General features: G+C 74.0%; 8 protein-coding genes. 2 read left to right on the top strand and 6 right to left on the bottom strand.

The features are described from left to right. Positions 1 to 208: 208 nt before the first annotated feature. Positions 209 to 784 (bottom strand): TetR/AcrR family transcriptional regulator, encoded by a 576-nt coding sequence (locus IE316_RS19850; protein ID WP_229910470.1) that lies wholly within the window; start codon positions 782 to 784, stop codon positions 209 to 211. A gap of 399 nt (positions 785 to 1,183) precedes the next feature. Here IE316_RS19850 and IE316_RS19845 point away from each other — a divergent pair, with 399 nt between their 5' ends. After that, on the top strand, positions 1,184 to 1,735 hold the full coding sequence (locus IE316_RS19845) for a hypothetical protein (protein ID WP_190205753.1): 552 nt from the start codon (positions 1,184 to 1,186) through the stop codon (positions 1,733 to 1,735). Between the two features lie 102 nt (positions 1,736 to 1,837). Here IE316_RS19845 and IE316_RS19840 read toward each other — a convergent pair whose 3' ends face one another. The 4 genes from IE316_RS19840 to IE316_RS19825 form a co-directional block, all read right to left on the bottom strand. Next, positions 1,838 to 11,335 carry a Tc toxin subunit A-related protein gene (locus IE316_RS19840; RefSeq protein ID WP_190205752.1) on the bottom strand — a complete coding sequence of 3,166 codons (9,498 nt, stop codon included), beginning with the start codon at positions 11,333 to 11,335 and terminating at the stop codon, positions 1,838 to 1,840. A 55-nt stretch (positions 11,336 to 11,390) separates the two neighbouring features. Beyond that, complete coding sequence (locus IE316_RS19835; RefSeq protein WP_190205751.1) at positions 11,391 to 19,013, bottom strand: SpvB/TcaC N-terminal domain-containing protein; 7,623 nt, start codon at positions 19,011 to 19,013, stop codon at positions 11,391 to 11,393. A gap of 310 nt (positions 19,014 to 19,323) precedes the next feature. After that, a complete protein-coding gene (locus tag IE316_RS19830; RefSeq protein WP_190205750.1) occupies positions 19,324 to 20,808 on the bottom strand; it encodes a cellulose-binding domain-containing protein in 1,485 nt (494 codons plus the stop codon). 159 nt (positions 20,809 to 20,967) lie between these two features. After that, entirely contained in the window at positions 20,968 to 22,287 is a 1,320-nt protein-coding gene (locus IE316_RS19825) for a radical SAM protein (RefSeq protein WP_190205749.1), read from the bottom strand. Positions 22,288 to 22,430: 143 nt separating this feature from the next. Between IE316_RS19825 and IE316_RS19820 the strand changes: the two genes are divergently transcribed. Then, positions 22,431 to 23,705 (top strand): D-arabinono-1,4-lactone oxidase, encoded by a 1,275-nt coding sequence (locus tag IE316_RS19820; RefSeq protein ID WP_190205748.1) that lies wholly within the window; start codon positions 22,431 to 22,433, stop codon positions 23,703 to 23,705. Here the strand turns inward: IE316_RS19820 and IE316_RS19815 are convergent. Continuing rightward, entirely contained in the window at positions 23,665 to 24,933 is a 1,269-nt protein-coding gene (locus IE316_RS19815; RefSeq protein WP_190205747.1) for an MFS transporter, read from the bottom strand. The two genes, IE316_RS19820 and IE316_RS19815, sit on opposite strands and share 41 nt — an antisense overlap. Positions 24,934 to 25,001 lie beyond the last annotated feature (68 nt).

Below are 25,001 nucleotides of genomic sequence, written 5' to 3'. Positions count from 1 at the left end.
TCCTCCCGCGCCGGCGGACGTCTTCCCCGCCGACACGCCATTGTGCGAGGGCCCGGGACCACGGCACATCTGTCAGTCGACTGGCGACTCCCACGGGGACGGATGGCGGGCGGCGCCTCGCGGTCACACCTACCCGCACGTTCCCGGGTTCAGCCGGGGCAGGGCCGGAAGACGCCGAACGGTGCCCGATGGGGCAGCCGGCGGGGACTCAGCGGGTGAGGACGCCGAGCGCCAGGTCCAGTGACCGCATGGAGGCGTCGGCGTCCCCGGTGACCTTGCCCCGCAGGGCACCGCCCTCGAAGGCGTCGATGAGGAAGGCCGCCAGGTCGCGGGCGGGCTCCGGAGAGGTGATCTCCCCTGCCGCGCGCCCTTGCTCGACGACGTCGGCCAAGGCGTCGGTCCATTCGCTGAGACTGCCGCGCACGGCCGAGCCGACCTCGTCGCCCGCCGTCGGCGTCTCACTGGCCATGGTGACCAGCAGGCAGCCGAACTCCACGCCGGTGTCCTTGGTCCGGGCCGCCTGTCCGGCGAAGTGGGCCCGCAGCCGCTCCACCGCCGGGCGGTCGTCGGCCGCCGTCAGCATGGTGAAGTCCGTGGCGTCGCTGTAGCGGCGGACGATCTCCGCGGCCAGCTCCTGCTTGCTCTTGAAGTGGTTGTAGAACGACCCCTTCGGCACCCCTGCCGCACTGGTGATGTCCTGCACGCTGGCGCCGTTGAAACCTTGGCGACGGAACACGGTCTCCGCGTGTTCGATCAGCTTTCCTTTGACGCTCACCTGGGGCATCTATCCAATATGGCCGGTCTGCTTGACTTCGTCAAGACTCCCGCCCGCCCCGGACTTGCACTGGACACCTCGGTGTCGCGCTCGGGCCGGCGGGGACGCGGAGCACGGCAGGCGACCTCCTGGGAGGCCCGGCGCGGCCGGTGACACGCCGGGGACGGACGTCGGCCGGAACATGGCTCCTGCTCCTCGGATGCGTCCAGCACACCTGACCGACCCGTGTCACCTACACGTGTGCCCGGCCTGCACGGACCGCTTCCCTCGCGACACCCTGAGGCCGCGGCCATGATGGTCGTGACAGACGAGCATGTCCGCAGTGTCACCCGCGCGGACACCGGCCCACGTGTGCTTCCGAGGTGGGTAGCATGCGCACCACCGTCCTTACCGAGGGAGTGAAACGTCGTGACCAGCCAGTCGACAGCCACCGTCCGATCGCGGCTGGTGGAGCAAGCCGCGTCGGACCTGGAGGAGAACCGCCGTCAGCAGCGTGAACTGACCGAGCGGATGGCGGTGCTGCAGCAGGAGGAAGCCCTCCTGACGGACATCCTGAACCTCGCCCAGCGTTACGAGGGCATCGCGGACCGGTCCCCGCTCCCTGAGCAACTGCGGGACGAGTCGGTCACCGCGAAGACCCAGCGGACGAGCGGGGGCACGGCTTCCCGACGCTCCGGCAGGACCGCCGCTCCGGTGAGCGGGAGGACGAAGACCGGTGCGAAGGGGAAAAAGCAGCGGCCCCTCCTCAGCGACCTGCTGCTGGAGCTGCTCGGCCGGCACGACGACGCCTGCACGGCCGCGGACCTGCGCGACGAACTGCTGGAGGCGCACCCGGATCGCAACCCGACGCCGCAGGTGGTGCGGAACACCCTGGAGTCGCTGGTCGCCAAGGGCCGCATCCGCCGCCACAAGGAGCAGCGTTCCGTCATGTACACCGCTGTGCCGGAGGCGAAGAGCTGAGGAGCGGGCTCGGACGGCGCTCACCCGGGCCGACGCCGGGAACCGTTCGAAGGGGCGGCTCCGGCGCGCGCGGACGCGCTGGTGTCGTCAGCCGGCGGTTGTTCAGGCCACCGTGTAGTTCAGGATCAGGAACACCTCCGTCACCGCGTCCACCGGCAGCGACCGGAAGTCCGTGGCGCCGGTGCGGCGCAGCCTCAGCGTCCAGTCGTCCAGGTCCGCCTCGCTGCCGGTGAGGTCCCGGGCGCCGCGGTGCAGCCCCTGGAAGGCGGGGTCGGGGAGGATCGGGAGCAGGTCCTGCGGGGCCGTGCCCAGGGGTGTGAGCTGGGCCTCGAAGGTCCCGGCCGGGTCCGCGGGGTGCACGACGACCTCGACGCCCCGGGCCTTGCGGGAGGCGAAGCCGCGGGTGAAGAAGGGCAGCCGGGCGGTCAGGTCGCCCAGGTCCAGTTGCTGGTCCTCGTCGGCGCCGGGCGGGCGCAGGAAGCGGTACCAGGCGTCCGGGTACTCGCGGCGCAGGTCGAGGACCCGGTACAGGCCGTGCCGGGACTCGGCCAGCGCCAGCTCCCCCAGGGTCTGGCGCAGTTCGGCGGCGGCCTGGGCGCGCAGCACCGCGCCGCCCTCCCGCGCGGTGTAGCGCAGGTGCAGCACGGCGTCGGAGATCGACGCGAAGTCGAACTGCGGCAGGTCCTTGCCCAGCCGCAGATGCCAGGAGCTGACCGCGCCCGCGCCCTCGAACGGCAGGTACCGCTCGTCGCGGAAGTTCAGCTCGAACAGGCCCTGGTCGGCCTGGGCGCCGCTGGTGGCGATGGACTGGACGGCGCCGATCTCGTCGCGGAAGCGGGGGTCCTCCCCGGCGGTGTCCCGCGCGTACTTCCCGGCCAGCAGGGTGGCGTCCTTGCGCAGCCGGTTGCCGGTGAGGGTGAGGGTGCAGGCGACGGTGGTGGCGGGGCCGCTGACGCAGGGGAGGGTCAGGCCGACGGTCTTCAGGCGGCGGAAGTAGTGGCCGGGGTAGTCCAGGTCGAAGGCGGACTCCGGGATGTCGATGAAGCACTCGCCGTTCTGCCGCAGCTTCAGCAGCGCCACCGGGTCGAGCTGGGCCAGCGAGACGTGCTTGGTGAGTTCGTACTCCCGGCGGTTCTGCTCGTAGTACGCGGTCTCCAGGCGGCGCAGGTCGTGGGCGAGCCGCTCGCCGGAGAGCAGGCCCTTGCGCAGGCTGTCCCAGGAGCCGAAGCGGACGTAGTCGGAGCCCGCGAGGCCGAGTTCGTAGCGGAAGCAGCGTTCGGCGCGGCGGGCCATGTCGTGGGCGAGCCGGTAGCTCTGAAAGTACAGCGCGGACAGTTGGGTGACGGTCCAGTCGTGCAGTTCCCGGTTGGTGAACTTGCCGCGCAGGAACTCGTCCTCGCTGGCGGCCTGTTCGATGCGCCGGTCGTGCTCGGTCAGTTCGTTCTCGGCGACGCGGATGCGCACCTGCGCCGCGGCGATCTGCCGGTCGGCCTGGGCGATCTCCTGGACGGCGAGGTCGCACTGGAACCGCCAGTCCTGGGCGCGGCGCTCGTAGGAGCCGATGGTGTTGGTCATGCCCGCGCCCATCTGGGCGATGTTCGACAGGCCCCGCAGGGCCTCGGCGGTCTTGCCGAGGGCGTCGCTGGCCTGCTTGCCGCTGACGCTGAGCGTCAGGTGCGGGGAGCCGCCGAAGCCGGAGGCGCCGGCCGTGACATGGGGGATGAGGGACATGGGCGAGGCGAGGAAGTTCAGGACGGTGGCGGCGGTCTCCAGGCCCATCGCGCCGACGGTCAGGCCGAGCCAGGCTTTCTCCCAGCCGTTCCAGCCGTCGGCCAGCAGGCCCTGGTAGTGGTCGCGGCGCCGGACGGCGACCTTCTGGGCCTCCTCCAGGCTCTCCCGGGCGCGGGTCTCCTCCTCGACGCGGGCGACCCGGACCAGCCGGGCCTGGGCGAGCACCCGCTGCTCGTGGGTGGAGCGCAGCCGGGCCAGGGCCTCCTCGTCCCGTTTCTCCAGGGCGGTGAGCATGGCGGCGCCGAGGGACTTGACCTCCTCGCACATCTCCTGGGCCCGCTGGTGCGTGAAGGTGAACCGGTACAGGGGCAGGGGCGCGTTGAGGTCGGCGAGGGCGGCCGGGACGTCGCCCCCGGCCGCGACCGCGCCGATCAGGGCACCGGGGTCGAGTTCGGGTTCGAACAGCGGCAGGGTGCGCTCGACGCCCGCCAGGTTCATGCAGTGGCGGATCTTGAACAGGCGGTCCTCGACGGTGTCCCAGAGGCCGAGCAGCTTGGCGTTGTTCGGGACGCAGAAGTACGGGACGTCCAGGCGGGGCAGTTCGGGTCCGTCCTGGTCGCCCTCGACGCCGCCGGGGTCGGCGTCCGCGAGGAGGTTCTCGATCTCCACGAGGGCGTTGCCGAAGTCGTCGATGTGCTCGGTCTGGAGCTGGTAGTACGTCCTGGTCGGGTCCGGGGTGGTGCGGGGCACGCCGCGCGGGCGGGGGCCGAGCACGGAGGCGGCCAGGACGTAGAGCTGGGTGGCCTCGTTGACGGTCTCCAACGTGTCCTGCTCGAACAGTTGGTCGGCCCAGGCGATCAGGGTCTGGATGTACTTGATGACCACGTTCTTCTGGTAGGCGACCGTGCGCATCCGGGCGATCAGGTGCGGGTTGAACGGGTTGTTCCGCCACTCCGCGACCTGGGCGCGCAGTTCGGCGTCGCCCTGGGCGACGGCGCGCAGGATGTTCTCGATCCGCTGGGCCTGGTACTGGGCGGTCGTGGTCTCGTAGAACTTCTTGGTGATCCAGAACTTCTGCTGCGGGGTGTCCGGATCGGGGGTGGCCGTGTCGGTGCTGGTGGGGTCGAAGATGTGGTGGAACCACTCCAGGGCTTCCTCGAACCGCTGGTTGGCGGCGAGTTTCTGCGCCAGCAGCAGCGGGACGTGGAAGAACAGCTCCCAGTTGTAGGGGGCGTAGGCGCCCTGGTAGCCGAAGTCGACGTCCTCGGCGGGCCAGGGCGCAGGGACGTAGAACTCGGTCGGCCGGTAGCGGCCGAAGTCGAACGGGGCGGGGGCTCCGGGCAGGCTGTGCGGGGCGGTCTGGATGCGCCGGTTGAGGACGCCCTTGACGCCGCTGGTGTTGAGTTCGCGCACGAACAGGTCGGTGTACGGGTGGTAGTGGATGGCGAAGCGGACGCTCGACCAGGTCCAGCCGACCCAGTCGAAGCCGAACCAGAACCACCAGGTCCAGGTGGAGAAGGACATCAGGTAGGTGTGCCGCGAGTCCCACAGGAAGGAGGTGCCGGAGCCGTCCCTGGGCATGTCCTGGGCGGAGGAGTCCAGCACGGAGTACGTGTTGCCGGGCTCGATGGCGCCGGCCAGCCACAGCGACAGGGCCTGGAAGTGCGCCGGGAGGGAGTGCGGCTTGCTGTCGGTCTCGAACTGCGAGTTGTACGAGAAGTACAGCGTCCCGGTGGTGTGCTGGATCAGTCCGTCGCGCAGCCGGCTGCCGGCCGGGGAGGAGAGGTGCTCGTAGAACGGGGCGAGGTCGACCGGGTCGATCTGGCGTCCGGTCTTGTCGAAGGCGAGGCTGCTGCGCGGGGCGGTCTCGGCGGCGTCCCGGCTGACGTGGAGCTGGGTGCGGATGCCGTCGGGCAGGGCACGGGCGCGCAGCGCGACGTTGTACGGGGTGTTCGCGCCCGCCGCGTACTGCCAGATGGTGCCCGACCGGTCGGAGAGCACCTTGGGGCTCCAGCCGCCCTTCTTCAGTTCGCTCCAGAACATGCGTACTTCCCAGTACCGGTCGGGCTGGGGCAGCGCGGCCGAGGAGTTGGCGCTCGGGGTGCGCATGGTGCTCGGCCCGACGGCCCGTTCCAGGAACTGGGGCCACAGCAGGTGGAGCCGGCGGTGGTGCACGGCGGTCACCAGGTGGTTGCCGTTGATCTCCAGGTCGATCCGCTCCCAGGGGGTCCAGCGGGCCCCGTTGACCTGGCGCCGGTGGTAGTACTCGGCGCCCTGGCTGGAGCGGGTGCGGCCGATGACGTGCAGATAGGTCTCGTCGGGGCCGGCCACCTCGGTGTGCTGGGCCCGGATCTCCAGGTTGGCGATCCGGTCGACGTTCTCCAGGTAGGTGCGGAAGGCGTCCTCGGCGCTCTCGGCGGTGACCTCGTTCTGCATCAGCTCCTGTTCCAGGTCGCGGAAGAACGGGGACTTCTCGTCGCGCAGCTCCGGCTCCAGCCAGTTCTCCGGGTAGAGGAAGACCTTCCGGTTGGCCTCCCAGACCCGGTAGCGCTTCATCCAGGTCCACTGCTTCCAGCGCGGGTCCAGGTCCGTGGCGGCCAGGATGTCGGTCTCCAGGTTCAACTGGACGCGCTGCACGAACAACTGGGCGGAGGCGGCCGCCTGCTTGAGGCGGGAGGTGAGCATGCACGGGCTCATCTCGACGTCGATGAGGAAGTGCGCGTACAGGCCGTTGCTGTCGCCCCAGCTCTGGCCGGAGCCCTCGTCGGGGTGGGCGACCAGCCAGTCCACGAGCGCCTTGCGCTTGCGTTCCCGGAAGACGTCCTGGAGGGGCCGGATGACCTCCTGCCACTGGCCGAGGTCGTACTTGGCCTTCACGGTCTGCTTCAGGCTCTCCGCGACCTCCTCCCCCGGCTCGGCGACGGCCCAGGCCAGGGCCCGTTCGGCGGCCACGCCCACCCGCCGGAGCACGGCGGCGGCACCGGCCAGGCGCAGCAGCGACGCCGAGTCGGCGAGCCGCTCCTTGACCACGTCCGTGCCGGTGCCGCGCCAGCCGAAGGCGGCCACCAGGGCGTCGAGGTCGGCGGGCGGCCAGCCGGTGAGGGCGGCCAGGTCGGCCAGGACGGCGGCGGAGGACACGGCGGGGTCCAGGACCCGGGCGGTGAACTCCAGCGCGGTGAGCGGGGCCGGGGGCAGCGCGGCCCGCCAGGTGAAGTACCGGGCCATGGCGACCCACTGCTGGAGCGGTACGGGCGTGCCGGTGTCGTCCACCGGGAAGTCCCCCGGGTGCGGCCAGCCGAGGGCCGCCGCCCGGCCGTCGGCCAGCCACCACCGCACGTCGTCCGCCGTCAGTTTCAGCGCGCCGACGAGCAGCGCGTCCTTGTGCAGCAGCCGCAGCGCCCCGAAGGCGTTCGGGAAGTCGGCCTCGGCGGGCGGGTAGCGGTAGCCGCCGTCGGGCAGCCGTTCCAGCAGGCGGGGGTCGTCGAGGTCGGCCAGCAGGGTGCCGGTGGCGCCGGGCCGGTGCAGCGCGCCGAGCAGGACGGTGGCCGTGGGCACGTCCAGGGCCAGCAGGTCGGCGCAGCTCTGGGCGATGTACGCCTCGCGCCGGGTGGTCAGCAGATACGTCTCCAGGGCGGGCTGGAGGTAGCCGAAGCGGGCGTCGACGGCCTGCTGGCGCTGGAGCGGGTCGAGCCCGGCGGGCAGGGCGGCCAGCCGGGCGCGGGCCTCGGTGAGATCGAGGACCCCGGTGAAGTACTGCCCGATCAGCGCGTCCCGCTGGGCCTGGGGGCCCTGCCAGGTGCCGTCGGCCAGGGCGAGGGCGGCGACCTGGTCGGCGTCGGTGACGAGCGCGCCGAGCAGCCCGAGCCGGGCCCGGACGTACGCCTCCGGGCTCTCCTCGGCGGCGCGCCGCAGCTCGGTGGTGATCTTCTCCAGGCCGGTGCGCAGCTCGGTGAGGAACGCGGTGACGGTCCTGGACTCCAGGGCGGTGGCGGAGTGCGGGACGATCCGGTGGGCCAGCAGGTGATCAAGCTGGGCCACGGTGAGGGAGGACCCGGCGACCAGGGCGGCGAGGTCGGCGAGGTCCAGCAGGTCGGCCGGGGCGCCGAACGGGTCCTCGTCCCAGAGCCGGACCAGCCGCAGGAACTGGTCCACGGTCAGCCGCAGCGCCTTGGCGGCCACGGCGACGCGGTGCACCCGGCCGAGCAGGGCCAGGTCGAGCGGGGTGGCGGCGGTGGCCCCCAGGTCGTCGAGGACGAGCTGGAGGTCGCCCTCGCGGATGCGGAACGCGGCGAGGATGCCGGGCACGTGGTCGCCGACCGTGCCGGTGATGTCCGCCGGGTCGGCGGGGAACCGGTCGACGGCGCCGACCAGCCGGTTGCGGAACAGCCTCTGGTACTGGGTCTCCGCCTCGGTCGCGCCCTCGTCGCCCCAGATCCGGTGCGGGCGGTGCTCGATGCCGCGGAAGAGGCTGCGGACCTCGGTCCAGTCCAGCGCCAGCCGGGTGCGCAGCTTCAGCAGGCCGGCCAGTTCGCGCAGCGCCCTGGAGGTGATCACTCCGGGTTCCGCGGCGGCGGTGTTCTCGTTCGGCGGCAGCAGCAGGTCGAGTTCGGGCATCGTCCACTCCCCCGCCCGCCACAGCCGCACGAACCGGTGGAGGCGGTCGAGGGCGTCGGTGTCCAGCTCCGTGACGACGAACGCGGAGACGTCGCACTCGGGTCCCGGGCCCTCGCCCGACCGGATGATCCGCAGCGCGCCCTGCGGGTTGACGTAGGCGGTCTCCAGCAGTTGCAGCAGCCCGGTGTAGGCCAGGCCGGTGCGGTGCAGCAGGACCGGGACGTGCGCGAGGACCTCGGTCCAGGTGCCGGTGACGCGGCGGGTGGGGTCGTCGGGGTCGGGGATGTCGTTGCCGGTCTCGGCGAGGCCGTAGAACTCCCAGGGGGCGCGGCCGGGCAGGGTGCCGGTGACGATCATCCGGGCGGTCTCGGTCAGGCCCAGCCGGGCGGCGGCGAGCTGGGTCGGTGAGAGGGCGCCGGGGCCGGAGCGGCGCAGCAGCTCCAGCAGGTCCGGGCGGGGTACGCCGAGGTGGTCGAGGTAGCTGCGGGTCTGGAGGTGGGCCAGGTCGAAGGGGAGGTGCAGCGGGAAGACCTCCTGGCGCAGCCTGCGGTAGGCCCCCTGGTTGGTGTACTCGGGGTTGGCCAGCAGTTCGGCGGCGGAGGCGAAGGTCTGGCGGGAGACCCGGACGCGCAGTTCCTCGCCGCCCTCGACCGGGTCGCGGGAGATCGTCCAGGCGTGGCCGCTGTCCCGGACGGTCCACCAGTTGCGGCTGTCCGGGGCCTGCATCCGGGCGTCGGCGGCGACGGTGACGCCCCGGGCGGCCAGCGCGTCGCGCAGGACCGGGGAGATCTGGCCGGCGCCGAGTTCCCCGGCGAGGGCGACGTCGAGGACGACGGGCGCCTCGGGGGCGACGACGTCCTCCAGGATCTCGTTGACCAGGTCGACGTAGGGCAGCGGTGTCTCGGTGTTCTCGCAGCCCAGTTCGAGGGCGCCGAGGTCGGGGCGGCGGGCCAGGAGCACGTCCCGTACGCTCCGGCCGGCGTGCGGGCCGGTGCCCTGGGTGCCGCGCTGGCCGAGGAAGCGCAGGACGTCGACGAAGTACGCGGCGGGGCTGTGCACCGAGCGGCAGCCCGCGCAGGCGCAGTAGTCGACGGAGCCGAACAGGGTGCGCAGGTTGGGCAGGGCCCTGATCCGCGCCTCGGTGGCGGCGTCGGGTGCCTGGTCGGGCAGGGCGAAGGGGGTGGCGCCGGTCAGGGCCAGGTTGTACTCGCCGTAGAGGGCGAGGGACTGGGCGTAGACGGTCTCCGCCTTGCGGTACAGCCGTTCGGCGGCGGTGTCGGACAGCGGGGCCGCGTCCTGTGCCGCGGCGACCCGGTCGGCGAGGAGGCCGGTGCGTGCCTCGGGCGCGCCGGTGACGGCGGCGACGAACTGGCCGCGGCCCAGGAAGTAGACGGCCTGCGCGGAGTCGAGTCCCCGGTCGCGCAGGGCGGCGACCGCGGTGTAGGTGGGGTCGAGCTGGAACGCCCGCTGCACCGACTTCAGATCGGTGACCAGGGCGTCGGGGTCCTCGATGCCGTCGAGGGCGCCCGGGGTCGCGTCGAGGTAGTGGTCGACGCGGACGCGGTCCAGCTCGAAGCCGGGGTTGTGGTCGAGGAAGTGGACCAGTTGCTGGTCCCCTCCGGCCGCCAGGGCCCGGCCGGTGGCCTGGGCGCGGTCGAGTTTGCCGGTGAACGAGGCGGTGGGGAAGGCTCGTTCGAACTGTCGGTCGAGGGTGGTGGCGTAGGCGCGGCGCTTCTCCTCCTCGGTGTCGCCCTCGGTGTCCTCGGGGACGCCGATGGGCCCGCCGCCGAGGGCGGGCTGCTGGAGCTGCCGCTCCCAGTCGTCCCGGGAGAGCCGGGCGAGGGACCGTTCGAAGGCGGTGCGGTCGTCGGCGGCCGGGGCGGTGCCGGCGCCCCCTTCGGTCCGGTCGCTGAACCGCTCGGCGAGGGCGCCGACCAGGGGGACGTGGTTGCGGGTGAGGCCGCCGAGCTCCAGGGAGAGCCGGACCCGGGGCACGGTCGCCGGGGGGATCACCTCGTCCCGGCTCACCTGGTCCCAGAAGTCGTCGGCCGACCCGGAGAACGAGGTGAACGCCTCCAGGAAGGCCGTCTTGTGCTCGGCGGCGCCGGGGGTGAGGTCGATCAGCTCGCCGACGGTGCCCTGGCCGTCGCCGAGCACCGTGTCGCCGGTGTAGCGCAGCTTGATCCTGGCGAGGGTCTCCAGGATCGCCGGGACGCGGTCCTCGACGGCGACCGGTACGAGGTTGTCGGCGAGCGCCTTGTCCAGCAGGGCCTGCTGGGTCTCGGCGGTGAGGTCCGCCAGGGCGCGCAGGGTCCGGTCCTCCAGCCGGGCCATCCGCTCGGGGTCCTTGAGGTCGTCCAGCAGGCTCTCGCTGAAGATGGAGGGCTGGCCCTGGCCGAGGAAGGCGAAGAGTTCCTCGGGGGCGAGGGGGACCTCCTCCCGGGTGGTCTTGGCCGCGAGCCGGTGGCAGCCGGCCCATACGCCGATGCCGAGCGGGGTGCGGCCGGTCTCCCCGGCCAGGAAGGAGACGTCCTGGAACCGGTCGTCCTCGCGCAGGTCCACCGGCGCGACGGAGTCCAGCAGCGGGGTCAGTTCCGCGGTGAGGGTCTCCCACTCGGAGGGGCCGGGGTAGTCGCGGGGGCCGAGGGTGAGGTTCCACTCCAGTTCGTCGGGGACGTTGAAGCGGACGGGGGTGCGCAGCAGTTCGGTCCCGTCCTCGCCGAGGACCTTGAGCACCAGGTCGGCGCTGTCCTTCTCGGAGCGGCGGAACTGGTCCGGGCCGTAGCGGATCTCGTACCGCCCGTCGCACAGCTCCGCCCGGCCGAGCGGCTCCTCGCCGCGCAGGTCCCGGTCGGCGGCCTCGACGGCGCCCTCGGTCAGCGGGGCGCCGGTCCGGTCGCGGACCTCGCCGTACACCCGCAGCGGCCGCCGGGCCGGTTCGCGGTCGACCGTCAGGTCGATGACGGTGTCCTCCTCCAGTTCCTCGTACGGGCTCTCGCCGAGCTGCTCCTCCCCGTCGAACGCCTTGACGCGGCACAGGAACCGGGGGGTCGCCGCCCCCTTGCCGCCGCCCAGTCCCTGGAAGGAGACGACGTAGCGGCCGTCCTCGTCGGTGGTCGCGGGTTCCCCGGCCTCGCGCTCCTGCGCGGAGTTCCCGCTCTTGACGAAGACCCGGACGGTCAGACCGGGGAAGGGCACTCCGGAGACGCTGATGACACGTCCCCTGACATGGAATCTGTCGGTCGTCGTCCGCATCGGTCGCTCTCCCAGCCTGACGGGTGCTCAGTTGTTCGGTCGTGGTGCTGTGCGCTCACAGCCACTTGCTCAGCGCGTAGCCGGCCACCCCGATCAGCGCGCCGATGCCGGCTCCCACCGCCGTGCTGACGCCGGGGATCGGCACCAGCGTGCCGATGGCCGCGCCCATGAGGGCCGCTCCGGCGACGGCCGCTCCCAGGGAGACCGCCTGGCCCGCCCCCGCCCCGCGCAGCGTCTCCTCGACGGCGGTGCCGGCGGCCGCGCCGCCCATGGCGGGCAGGGTGACCGCCCAGGCGAAGGTGGCCGGCGCGGCGGAGATCGCCGAGGCCACGGCGGGCAGCGCGCCCGAGGTGTAGCCCAGGGTGCCGATCACGAAGGACTCCGCGTACGTGCCGACGAGCACCGCCTCGCCGAACCCGGGGACCACCGCCTCGGCCAGGGTGTTGCCCACGCCGCTAGCTCCGGCCCCGAACCGCCGCAGACGGCTGGGGGCGAGGCCGGAAGCGGAGCCGGGGGCGGTGCCGCCGCCGGAGCCGCCGCCGGTGTGCGCGGCGATCTTGTCCTCCACCTCGCCGAGCCGCTCCTCCTGGAACTTGTAGCCCAGTTGCTCCAGCGTGGCGCGCTCGGCGGAGCCCTTCGGGACCGGGGAGCCGTGCGCCTGGTTGGCCTGGTTCATCCGGGCCAGGCTGGGCAGGGCGATGTCCTCGACCTCGTCGACCGGCTTGCCCGCGGCGAGCTGCGCCTTCAGCGCCCGGGTGGCCGCGTTGTCGCCGGGGGTCTTGGTGTCCGACACCGCCTTCGGCGACACCATGGTGGGGGTGGAGCCGGACTGGGCCCGGGCGGCGTCGCCGACCAGCGCGTCCTGGGCGCGCGGCGACACATGCTCCTTGATCGTCTTGATGGTGCTCGGATCGCCCGGGGTGCCGTACTCGGGTGGGTGCTGGCTCGACCAGGTGGCCACGTAGCCCGGCTCGCCCACCCGGGGCAGCCGTGGCTTGCCGGTCTCCGGGTCGAGCCACTCGGCGTTGAAGATGGGGACGCGCACGCCGCCGCTTCTGGTCTCCCAGCGCACGAAGACCGCGCTGCCCGGGGTGTACGGGTGCTGGGGGTTGTTCGGCGGCAGGATCTTCTCGAAGTCCGCTCCGGTCAGTACCGGTGCCTTGCGTCCCTTGGGCAGCTTGTAGAGGAGGTTGGTGACGTTGCCCGCCGGGTTGAGGTCGCCGGGCTGCGGCTTGCGTTTCTTGCCGTGCCCGTCGGGGTCGGTGAACATCACCGGGTTGTTGCCGCAGTACCGGTACAGGTTCAGCCCGTCGGCGAACCCCGCCGGGTCCGGGCTGGTCCACCGGCCCAGCCAGGGGGCGTAGTACCGGGCGCCGACGCGGTACAGGCCGGTCTCCTCGTCGCGTTCCTTGCCCGCGAAGCGGTAGCGCTTCAGGCTCAGGTCGGCGTCGGGGCGGCCGCTGCGGTAGGCGGTGGTGCCGTAGGGGTGGTACTCCTCGTAGGAGACGGGGCGGCCGGTGTCGTCGGTCTCCAGGACGGCGGAGCCCAGGTGGTCGCCGTACTGGTAGCGGACCAGGGGCACGTCGAGGGGGTTGGCCGGGTCCGCTCCGCGGTCGTCGCGGCGCTTGATGTCGACCTGGGCGACCCGGCCGGTGTTGTCGGACAGGTGCAGGGTGTGCCGCTCGTAGAAGGGGGCCGCCGTGCCCTGCCGGCGGCGGCGGATCTCCAGCGGGCCCAGGTAGAGGTGTTCGACGACCTCCCCGCCGGGGCGTTCGGTCACCTTGCGGGTGCGCTCGCCGCCGGCGCCGTAGCGGTAGTACGCCGTTCCCCCGCCGCCCAGTTCGACCCGGCGCAGCCTGTCGAACGCGTCCCAGACCAGTTCGCCGGGGGCGGTGCCGCTCAGCCGGGTCATGCGGCCGAGGGCGTCGTGGTCGTAGGTGGCGGTGTACGGGCCGGCCTCCGGGTCGCCGGGGCAACTGGTGGCCAGCAGGCGGTTGGTGCGGTCGGCGGGGTCGTCCTGGTAGGTGTAGCGGTAGCGGCGGGTCCACAGGTCCTGGGCGGCCCGGTGCCGCAGGACGGTGAGGTTGCCGAGCGGGTCGTACGCGTAGGTCTCGGTGTACGCGCGCACCGCCGCCGCGTCGTTGGCGTGCGGCAGCCCGCTGACCGCCTCGGTGTCGGTGTCGGTGCGGGTGGTGTCGTTGGCGCCGCCCGCGTGCTCCCGGCCGGTGGCCCGCACCAGCCGGTAGAGGGCGTCGTAGGTGTAGCGGCTGCCCGGGGCGACGACCTGATTGGCGAAGAAGTGGGTCTGCTGGGCGTCGTCGCGCACCTCGGTGATGTTGCCGACCGGGTCGTAGGTGTAGCGCAGGTCCTGCAGCGGGGCCGTGGCCGGGCCGGTGAGCACGCCGGTCAGGCGGCTGGTCGCCGGGTCGTAGGCGAAGCTGGTCGGCACGCCGTTGCCGAACCGGGCCGAGCGGCGGCGGCCCAGGGCGTCGTAGTCCTGTTCCTGGAGGAAGGTGACCGGCTCGGCCCGGCCGGGCAGATGGGCCGCGAGGGAGGCGGGCAGCCCGGACTCGTCGTACCGGGGGACCAGGGCGGTGCCGTCCGGGAGGGTCAGCCTCACCGGGCGGCCGAGGGCGTCGTGAGCGGTGGTGGAGGTGAAGGCGGCGCCGGTGTCCAGCAGGGGGGCCGCGGCCGACTGGACGGCCTGGTAGCCGGTGGCGGCCGTCACCGGGCGCCAGTCCGGGTCGGCGGTGTGGTCGCGGGTGAAGACGCGCTCCACCTCGGTGGGGATGCCGTGCAGGTCGGCGCGGTGCACCCGGGTGCTGCCGTCGGTGTCGAAGACCTGGTGGACGGTGCCCAGCAGGTTGCGTTCGGCGGCCTCGGGGTGCCGGTCGCCGTAGACGGCGTGCTGGAAGACCGTCTCCGGGCCGCCGCCGTCGGAGCGCAGCCCGGTCACCGGCCGGCGCAGCGCGTCGTACTCGGCGCGCAGCACCTGGCCGTGCTCGTCCCAGGTGCGCACCAGGTGGCCGGCGATGTCGGTGAAGGTCCAGCGGCGGCCCCGCTCGGCGCTGTCCAGGACGACGGGGGTGCCGGCCATGCCGGTGAAGCCGGAGGCGACCGTCCGGCCCAGGGCGTCGAAGAGGGCGGTGCGGCGGCCGGTCAGGTCGGTCTCGGTGCGGGCCGCGACCGTGGTGCCGTCCTCGTGCCGCTCGACGGTGAGCACCGGGCGGCCGAGGCTGTCCAGGTGTGCCTCGGCGGGTGTGCCGGCGTGCCGGGCGGCGAGCCAGGCGGCCCGCCGGCCGGGGTCCTGCGGTTCGGGCTCGGTGCGCGGGTCGGGGCGGCCCCGCTCCGCGTACCAGCGGCTGTCCAGAACCGTGTCGTTGGCGTCGTGGGAGACGGTGGACCACTGCCGGAAGCCGGTGCGGGTGAAGGTGCCGTCCGGCAGGTCGGTGCGGACCGGGCGGCCGACGGGGTCGTAGTAGCGGATCGCGGTGGAGCCGATGGCGCGCATCGCCTCCTCGGGGTCGTACTCATGGGTGGGGCTGAAGTACGGCTCGTACTGCTTGACCGGCAGGCCCTTGTTGGTGACGACGGTCCGTCCGGTGCCGATCCAGCGCGGGGACGCCTGGACCGTGCCGGGGGTGCCGCCGGGGCCCGGGACGAGCGCCTCGCCCGGGGCGGTGCGGGTCTTGACCAGGGCCGGTGTGCCCGCGCCGTCGAGGTGGGTGTACGACTCGCGCAGCGGTGAGCCGGGGTCGCCGTGCCGCTCCCTGGCGAGGACGCGGGTGGTGTTCGGGGCGCGGTGCCGGTCCCACCGGAAGAGGTCGTACTCCAGGCGGGTGGTCGGGTCGTCCAGGGTGTCGCCCTCGCCCGCGCCCTCCTTGCCGAGCAGCGCGGTCCGCACCACCAGGCCCAGTTCGTCGTAGGCCACCGCGGAGCGGTTGCCGTTGGGGTCGGTGAGCCGGACCGGGGCCAGCACCCGGTAGTCGTTGGCCAGTTCGACGGTGTTCCAGTCGGCCTGGAGGACCCGGCGGCGGACCGGCAGCAGGTCGTGGGCGTCGAAGTCGGCGACCGTGGTCACGCCGAAGGGGTCCTTGGTGCCGACGGTGCGGTAGAAGCGGCCGGCGGGGTCGCCGGGCGGGTGGACCCCGGTGCCGGACGGGATCCACCAGTCGTCGCCGTCCGGGAGGCGCACGTACCCGGCGGCGGTGAGATCGGCGTCGGTGATCTGCCCGCCGTACCGGTCCGCCACCAGGTGCGCGGTGAAGGCCAGCCGGTACTCCTCGTACGGCAGGGCGAGCGTGTCCCAGTGGCCGAGCGGCAGCGGGGCCAGGGCGTCGTCGCGGAACAGGGCGCGCCGCACGGCGAGCGGGCGCCGCTGGACGCCGGTGCCGTCCGGGTCGTCCTCGTAGGCGAGGGGGGCGGCCCGGTCGATGCCCTCGCGCAGCTCGCGCAGGGTGAAGGCGGCCCCGGCCGGGACCAGGCCGGTGATCTCCGAGCTGCGGGTCTCGAACGGCCGGCCGAGCCGGTGGACCGGTACGGGCGCCTGGGTGTCGAGGTCGGGGGTGTACCGCGTCTCGGTGCAGACGATGTGGGTGCGGCACTGGTCGCGGGTGACCTCGGCGGGCAGCGCGGGGTCGGCGACCCGGCGGCCGTGCACCACGGACGCCGATCTGAGGACCTCGCCGTGCGGGCCGTGTTCGAGGACGACGGTGTGGGTGACGCGCGGGTCGGCGGGGTCGCGGTCGTAGCCGCGGGTCATCGTGGCCCGCTCCTCGACCAGGAAGACCGGGCGGGCCGGGCCCCGGGGCTGGAGCCGCTCCACGGCGTAGGCGGTCTCGGTGACCGTGTAGGGGTGGTCCTGGTCGGGGGAGCCGTCGAAGCTGTAGACCTCGGTGCGCAGCGGGTGGCCCCGCAGCGCCCGCAGGCACTCGCGCAGTTCGCCCGGGTCGAGGCCGTCGGGGAGTTCGGGGTCGGGCAGGTGCCGCTGCCCGAGGTAGAACCCGGCGGTGAGCTTCTCCAGGAGCCCGGGGCCGTCGGGGTGGGCGCCGGTGTGGAACCAGCTCCGGGTGGTGACCGGCGGCTGGTAGAGGGCCGGGTCGGTCTCCTGGGCGCCGCCGGTGCGGGCCACTTCGGCGGCGTACCCCTCGTACGCCTCGGTGTCCTGCCGCTCGATCAGGGCGAAGCCGGCGAACTCGCGCTCCACGCCGTCGTAGTGGCCGTGGTGGTAGGAGTAGCGGGTGGTGAAGCGGGTGCGGCGGACGTGGTCGAGGTGCTCCTGCTCGGCGACGACGTGGACCGGGAACGGCAGGCGGGTGTGCCAGGGCCGGCCGGCCCGCCGGTCGGCGAGGTAGAAGGCGGTGGACGGGGCGTAGCGGACCCGGGTCTCGGCGCCCATGTGGTTGTCGGCACCGGTCAGCAGGTGGGGTTTGGTGCCGCCCATGAGGTCGATATAGCGCAGCGGGTCACCGGCGTCGGCGGGCAGCGGCGAGGACCAGACCAGGCAGGCGGTGCCGTTGCCCAGCAGGTCGGCGACCCGGACCTGGGCGGGGTGGCCGAGGTGGGGCAGGTCGGGCAGCCGGTTCGCCGGGCTCCAGCCGTTGCCGGAGCGGTTGTACCAGAGCCGTACGCCGTCGGGGGCCAGGTAGAGCAGGTCGGTGGTGCCGGAGCCGTCGACGTCGGCGAGCCGCACCCGGCGGGGGTCGTACTCCTCGGGGGTGGCCAGCGGCGGGGCGTCGCTCATGACGACGGGGGCGCCGAAGCGGCCGTGGCCGAGGCTGGGCCAGTAGCGGATCTCGCCGTTGCCGATCCGCACCAGGTCGGTGAGGCCGTCGCCGGACATGTCGGCGAGGAACAGCGTCCGGGTGCTGTCGGCGAGCAGCGGGCGCGGGCCCGTGCCGTCCTCGTCGGGGTGCGGGGCGCCGCGCGGTCCGCCGAAGCCCCGGGCGCCCAGGGACGGGTACCACACGACGCCGGTGTCGTCGGCGGTCAGCAGGTCCGCGAGGCCGTCCCCGGTGAGGTCGACCAGCCGCGGGGGCGCAGCGCCCGTGCCGGGTTCGGCGGCGAGGACGGGCGCGGGGGCGGAGGCGAACGGGGCGAACGGCTCCCAGTCGCCGTCCGCGGTGCGGGCGTGGAAGCCGCGCGGCTCGCCGTCGAGGCGGACCAGGTCGAGCCGGCCGTCGCCGTCGAGGTCGGTCAGCTCGCGGCCCGGCCCGGCCGGCGGGGACGGCAGGGTGGCGAGGCGGCGCAGCGGGCCGAGGCTGCCCCCGCCGAGGTTGGGCTTGTAGTACCAGGCGTCGTCCCGGACGCTGAGCGCGCCGGACAGCCCCTCGCCGTCGAGGTCGACCCAGTCGTACGCCGTCTCGTCCAGGCCGGCGGGCAGGTTCTCCAGGCTGCCCGCGTCCAGGCGGCGGACCCGGGTGTCGATCTCGGCGCGCGTGTAGGTGAAGGTGAGCGGCGGCAGGGACCGGGTGGTGTATCCGCCGCCCGGGGCCCGCCGGAAGCCGCTGACGGTGACCGATTCCAGGAAGGAGCCGCCGACGTGGCCGCGTGCGGTGTCGCCCGGTACGCCCTGCGCGTCGGGGCCGGCGCGGTAGCCGAAGGCGGTGGCGGCGACCAGGCAGTCCGCGCCCACTCCGGGTTCGCCGGGGAAGTGGTGGAACATCAGCGCGCGCCGGCACAGCCGGTAGGTGCGCACCTCGAAGCCGGGGCGGTGGGTGGAGAACGGATCGGCGCGGCACGCCCACGGCCCGGTGGGGGCCGGGGTGGGGGCGGCGTCGTCGTGCCCGCCGTAGTCGAGGACCAGTTCGAACATCCACCGGGCGTCGCGCAGTTGCTCCGCGGACACGTCCACCGGGCGGCGCCCGTCGGCGTCCAGCAGGGGTACGCGGTTGCCGTAGCGGACGCTGTACGGGTAGCGGGCCACGTGCCGCCGGGGGTCGTCGGCGGCGCCCCGGCCCCGCTCGTGCGGTGCCGTGCGGTCGACGCCCGTGGCGTCCTCGGCCAGGTAGCGGTAGTGCACGGCGTTGCCCCGGTCGTCGCGGGTCTCGCAGAGCAGCCAGCCGAAGACCCGGCGCGGGTCCGCGGGGTCGGCGATCCGGCTCGCGGTGTCACGGCCGTAGACGTTGAGCAGGTTGTCCGCCGACAGGGTGCGCCAGTGCACGTCGCCGTCCGCGGTGCGGGTCCAGCGCTCGATCCGGGTGAAGTCGCCCTCGACCCGGGGCCGGTAGCGGCGCACCCGGTAGCCGGGGTGGGCGGTGCCGTCGCCGTCCGGCCCGGGCGGCACCGGTACGAGGTCGTCGGCGCCGGTGAGGAGGAAGACGTCGGCGGTGGTCTCCGCGTCGGGGTCGTCGTCGAGGTAGCGGGGCAGGCCGTTGTCGGTGCGGCGGGTGACGGCCGGCAGGGACAACTGCCAGCCCATGCCGAACGGCCCGTTGCCCGCGCCGGAGTCGTAGGTGAGCGTCAGGGCGGGGGTCAGGTCGCGGGCGGCGCTGAGGGTGAGCGGCACGGTCATCCGGCCGGTCCCGCGCGCCGGGTCGGCCGCGAACTTCTCCCCGATCGCCCGGATCGCTCCCCCGCCCTTCGGGAGCGATCCGCCGGGCACCGCGTCGCCGACGCGCACCGCGCGGAAGGCGTCCTCCGGGTCCGTCGCTCTCGCCGCTGTCCTGGGCTCGTCCACGAGACCCCCGTTCCCGCAGGCGCCCACGGTCCGGAGCGCCTGCTCACGGCCAGGCTCCGGCAGCCGGGCACCCCCGGTACAGGGAAGAACCGGGCAACCGGTGCCGGCCGCGGGGTCGGTCGCGGACGCGCAGAAGTGGCCCGAAGCCCGCACGGAACGGGCCGGGGGCACACCGCACCGGTCAGCCCCCGCACCCGGCCGCCTCGGTGGTCGGTCCATTCACCGGGTCCGGGGCGGAGCGGAACGCTTCCATTCCGGCCGGGGGTGTCCGGTTCCGTTCGCACGGTCCCGTTCGAGGTGGGCGGGGGTGTCAGTCGGCGGCGCAGGCGCGCCCGTTGAGGGTGAAGTCGCGCGGCGGGGAGTTGCGGTCCCGCCAGGAGGCGAGGAAGCCGAAGCCGACCTTGCCGCCGGCGGGGACGGCGCGGTGGTAGTCGGCGGCGTCGGCGGTGACGCGGGGGCCGTCCTGGTCGGCGGTGGCGTCCCACATCCGGGTGACGCGCTGGCCGTCGGGGAAGGTCCAGCTCACCCGCCAGGTGTCGAGGGCGCGGGCGGTGGTGAGGGTGACGGCGGCCTGGAAGCCGTCGGGCCACTGGTCGACCAGTTCGTAGCGGATCCGGCAGTCCGGGGAGGCGGCCGGGGTGGTCGCGGGGCCGGTGGCCGGGGGCGGGGCGGTGGCGGTGTCCCGGGGCGCGGGGGCCGGGTCGGGGTCGGAGGGCCGTCGGCCGGGGGTGGCCTCGGGCGCCCCGGTGGTGCCGGCGGCGGACGGGCGGGCCCGCGCGGTGACCGGCGGCGGCGGGGGCGCGGCCTCGGGCTCGGCCCCGGTGCGGCGGCCGGTGGTGCCGGCGGGCTCGGCGCCGCCCGGGCCGGCGGCGGAGCCGAAGGGCATCAGGGTGACGCCGAGGGCCAGCAGGGACACCAGGGCGGCGGCGCCCAGCAGGCCCCCGCGGCGCAGCTTGGCGCGGTGGCCGCCGGGACCGGGCCGGTCGTGGTGGTCGTCGCCGGGGCCGGCCGGGCCGGGTCCCGGCGTCCCGAGGCGGGCGTCGGCGGCGCGGCGGCGGCGCTCCAGGTAGGCCGCGCCGTTCCAGCCGACGACGCCGGAGGCCAGCGCGGCGGCCGGGGCGGTGCCGTGCGGGCGCAGACAGGCGGCGGCCTCGGCGCAGTCGGCGCAGATGGCCAGGTGGCGGGAGAGGTCCTCGGGCAGCCCGGCGCCGGGCGTGCGGGTGGCCGCGTCCAGCAGCGCGGCGTAACCGTGGCAGGGTCCGTCGGCGGGGGTGTCGAGGTGGGCGCGGCGGCAGCGGTCCCGGAACCGGGCGCGGGCCCCGTCGAGCCGGCCGGCCGCGGTGGCCGGGTCCAGGCCGAGGCGGCGGGCCACCACGGTCAGCGGCAGCGCCTCCACGTCGGCCAGCCAGAGCAGTTCGGCGTCCGGGGCGCGCAGTTCCCCGAGCGCGCGCAGGGCGAGCGGGCGGCGCCGGGGCGGGCCGGTGTACCGGGCGGCCCGCGGGGAGTGCAGCCACAGCTTCAGGTCCGGGTCGAGGTCCTGGCCGCGCCCGGCGGCCTCCCAGGACGCCGCGGTGGCCCGTACCGCGGTCAGCAGCAGGGGGACGCGGGGCAGTCTGGCCGGGCGGCGGCCGGTGGTGCGGGCCTCGCGCATGCCCCGCGCGAACGCCTCCGCGGCCAGCCTGCCCGCGGCGGCCGACCCGGCCGTGCACAGGTCGGCGTAGGAGAGCACGGCGTCCCAGCACTCGGAGAACAGCGCTGCCTCGGCGGCGTCCTCGGGGATCGGCAGGTCGGGCATGGGTCTCCCGCGTCCACGAGCGAGGCCAACTCGCCAGGGCGGCGACGGAGTTGGGGGGAACCTCGCGGCAGGCGCCGAGCCTTTCACGTCCCCGTCGGGACTGACAAGCGCCGTACGGGCGAGCGCGCGGGTGCCGCCCGCCCGCCCCGGGGCGTCCGGTCAGACCTCCACGGGCTCGTCCGCCGGGAGGCTGTCCATGAAGGAGCTGACCGAGAAGACCGCGTTGCCGGCGCCGGGCGGGCCGTAGCCGGGCGGCGAGGAGAGACCGAAGTCCTCCATGGTCTGCCGGTACGCCTGGAGCAGCCGGATGTGGTACTCCAGCGGGGCGCCCTGCGGGTTGGCCTTGCCGAGCGGGGTGGTGGGCTCGGGGCACCAGGTGGTGAACCGGGGCGTGATGCCGTGCGACATGAAGAAGCGCAGGCCCTCGGTGGTGGAGGCGATGGCCTCGTCGACCGTCTTGAAGCCGAAGGGCTCGGCCATCTCCACGCCGGCCACGAAGTTCGGGATGACGTTGCGGGCGCCGAAGATCTCCGCGGAGTCCAGGATGCGCCGGTGCCACTCGTCGCGGCCGACGTAGCGCTCCTTGCCGGGGCAGTACCGCTTGAACAGGTACTCGTCCCACACCTCGAAGTTGGGGTGGTAGATCTGCACGCCGTAGTCCTTGAACCGCTGCACGTCGTCGCGGGGCAGCGCCTGGGCGACCACCTTGCCGATCCAGCGGCCGGGGAAGCGCTCCTCGATGGCCTTGGCGTAGTGGCCGTAGAAGTCGGCCTCGTCCCGCCCGGAGACCGTCGAGGTGATGGCGCCGCCGGTGAGGGTGTAGGCGGTGGACGCCTTCTGGGTGTCGTACCGGTCGATGATCTCCAGGGCTTCCAGCACCTCCTCGACGTCCTTGACGCCCGTGTAGGGGCGGCCGGCCGCCTTGTGCTGGCGCCAGTTGTGATTGATGTCGCAGTACTGGCACTCCTCCTTGGCGCCGAAGTACTGGCAGACCCGGAAGACGGTCAGGTAGATCAGGTAGCCCCACTGGATGGTCGGGGCGACCTCCATGACCGACTTGCCGTTGGAGAGGGTGTGCCGGTAGTACTCCGGCATCGGCGGCACGCCGACGTCCGCGATCCGCCGGCCGTCGAGGTAGAGGCCGAGCACCCCGTCCTCGCCGGCGGCCACGCGGTACGGCGAGGAGGGGTTCACCCGCACCGAGACGACCGTGCGGCGCAGGTCGTAGGGGCCGCCGGTGAGGATGATCTCCTCGGGCGGGCGGCGCAGCGCGGCCTCGCCCAGCTCCGGCAGGGTGCCGTGGTCGAAGGAGAAGATGAAGTACGACTTGGGCTTGACCTCGCCGTCCTCGTTGTCGCTGAGCGCGCTCGGGTCGAAGGCCACTCCGCCGCGGAGCAGGTCCTCCTTGAAGACCGCCTCCCGCGGTACGTGCGGAAAGCGCTCCATCAGATCCTCGACCAGCGCGGTGCGGCTGCCCATCCGTGTCTCCTCCCGGGTCAGGCGTTCGACTTCTCACGGTATGCCCCCGCTGGTGCGGCTTCCCCGCCGGGGCCCCTCCCGGGGCGCCAGGTAGGTTTCCGCGGAGGACCTCGGGTCCGCACGATCGATGGGAGGGCTGCGGTATGACCGACACCGCCGTGACCAATTGGGCCGGCAACATCACGTACACGGCCAAGGAAGTGCACCGGCCGCACTCGCTGGAGGCGCTGCGGGCGCTGGTCGCCGGGAGCGCGCGGGTGCGGGTGCTGGGCAGCGGGCACTCCTTCAACGAGATAGCCGAGCCCGGCGCCGAGGGCGTGCTGCTGTCCCTGGCCGGCCTGCCCGGCGAGGTCGACGTCGACACCGCGGCCGGTACGGTCCGGGTGGGCGGCGGCGTCCGGTACGCGGAGTTGGCCCGGGTGGTGCACGCGCACGGGCTGGCGCTGCCGAACATGGCCTCGCTGCCGCACATCTCGGTGGCCGGGTCGGTCGCGACCGGCACCCACGGCTCGGGTGTGACCAACGGCTCACTGGCGTCGGTGGTCCGCGAGGTCGAGCTGGTCACGGCGGACGGCACGACGGTGACCCTGGCCCGGGGCGACCGGCGGTTCGACGGGGCGGTCACCTCGCTCGGCGCGCTGGGCGTGGTCACCGCGCTCACCCTGGACCTGGAGCCGGCCTACGAGGTCGAACAGCACGTCTTCACCGAGCTGCCGTTCGCCGCGCTGGACGCCGGGACCCTCGCCGCGGTGCTGTCGGCGGCGTACAGCGTCAGCCTGTTCACCGACTGGCGCTCCCCCGGCTTCCGGCAGGTGTGGCTCAAGCGCCGCACCGACCAGCTTCTGCCCGACTTCCCGTACGCCGCCCCGGCCGCCGAGAAGATGCACCCGGTGCCGGGGATGCCCGCGGTGAACTGCACGGAGCAGTTCGGGGTGCCGGGGCCCTGGCACGAGCGGCTGCCGCACTTCCGCGCCGAGTTCACCCCGAGCAGCGGCGACGAACTCCAGTCCGAGTACCTGCTGCCGCGCGAGCACGCCCTGGACGCGCTGCGCGCGCTGGAGGCGATCCGCGAGGAGGTCGCGCCGGTGCTGCAGACCTGCGAGGTGCGCACGGTCGCCGCCGACGCGCAGTGGCTGAGCCCGGCGTACGGGCGGGACACCGTGGCGCTGCACTTCACCTGGATCGCGGACACGGCGGCGGTGCTGCCGGTGGTGCGGCGGGTGGAGGAGGCGCTGGACGCGTTCGACGCCCGGCCGCACTGGGGCAAGGTGTTCACCACGGCCCCGGCGGTGCTCGCCGCCCGGTATCCGAGGCTGGGCGACTTCGCGGCGCTGGTCCGCGAGCTGGACCCGGCGGGCGTGTTCACCAACGCGTTCGTCAGGCAGGTGCTGTCCGGCCCGGCCGGCGGATCGGTGTGACCAGCGCGACGACCGCGATCAGGACGCAGCAGCCGCCCGCCACCAGGGCGACCGGTGCGGTGCCGTGGTGCTCCGCCGCCCAAGTGAGGACGGCGGCGCCGACGGGCGCCGCCGAGTAGTGCAGCGTCCAGAAGGCGGAGGTGACCCGGCCCAGCAGGTGTTCCGGGGTGACCTCCTGGCGCAGGGACATCGAGCAGGTGCCCGCCATGCCGACGCAGGCCAGGAAGGCCGCGCTGAGCACGGCGACGGCGGGCACCTCGCGCACCCAGCCCAGTCCGGCGAAGGCCAGCCCGCACCCCGCGACCGCGCCGGTCCAGGTCCGGCCGAAGCCGAGGCGCCGGCGGACCCGGGCGACCAGCAGGGCGCCGGTGATGGTGCCGACCGCGCCGGCCGCCATGACGGTGCCGACCGTGCCGTCGTCGTGGCCGAGGTCGTGCTTGAGGTGGTAGATCACCAGGTCGTTCAGGCCCAGGGTGAGGAAGCTGAACACGGCCAGCAGCACGGTGAGGGCGCGCAGCACCGGATGCCCGTACAGGAAGGCCACCCCGGTCCGCAGGTCCGCCCAGAGGCCGGGGCGCCGCTCGCCGGGGGCGTCGTCCGCGGCGCGGGCCCGGAACCGGACCAGCAGCACACAGGCGGCCGAGACGCCGAAGCTGGCGGCGTCCACGCCGACCGCGGCGGCGGGCCCCGACCAGGCGGCCACCATCCCGGCGCCGAGCGGGCCGAGCACCCCGGCCGCGGCGGCGGTGGCGTTCAGCCGCCCGTTGGCCTCGGTGAGCTGCCCGGTGCCGACCAGGCCGCGCACGGCGGTGACGTAGCCGACGGCGAAGAACATGCCGACGGCCTCGCACAGCGGCAGCACGACGTACAGCAGCCAGAGCTGCGGGCCCGCCAGCCACACCACCGGGACCGCCCCGTACAGCACCATGCGGACCAGGTCGCAGCCGACGAGCAGCTTGCGCCGGTCGACCCGGTCGACGACGGCCCCGGCGAAGACCGCCGCGCCCACCGAGGCGGCGCCGCCGACGGCCGTGAGCAGGCCCATGCTGGCGATCGAGCCGGTGGCCTCCAGCACCAGCAGGGGCAGGGCGATCAGCGCGAAGGAGTCGCCGAGGACGGAGAGGGTCTGCGCGGCCCAGAAGATCCCGAAGTCCCGCTGCCGCCACAGCGGCCGTGCGCTGGAAGCGGTGTCCCCGCCGGTCGCCTGGCGGTGTGCCTCGTGCGTCATCCGGTCCCTTTCCCCGACGAGGTGCCGGGTCACCCTAGGACACGCGGGGACGGGGACGGTACGGGTTT

Source organism: Streptomyces fumanus, assembly GCF_014655295.1.
Classification (GTDB): Bacteria; Actinomycetota; Actinomycetes; order Streptomycetales; family Streptomycetaceae; genus Streptomyces; species Streptomyces fumanus.
The sequence above is the reverse complement of the archived record's forward strand: the minus strand, read 5'-3'. Positions and strand labels throughout refer to the sequence as shown.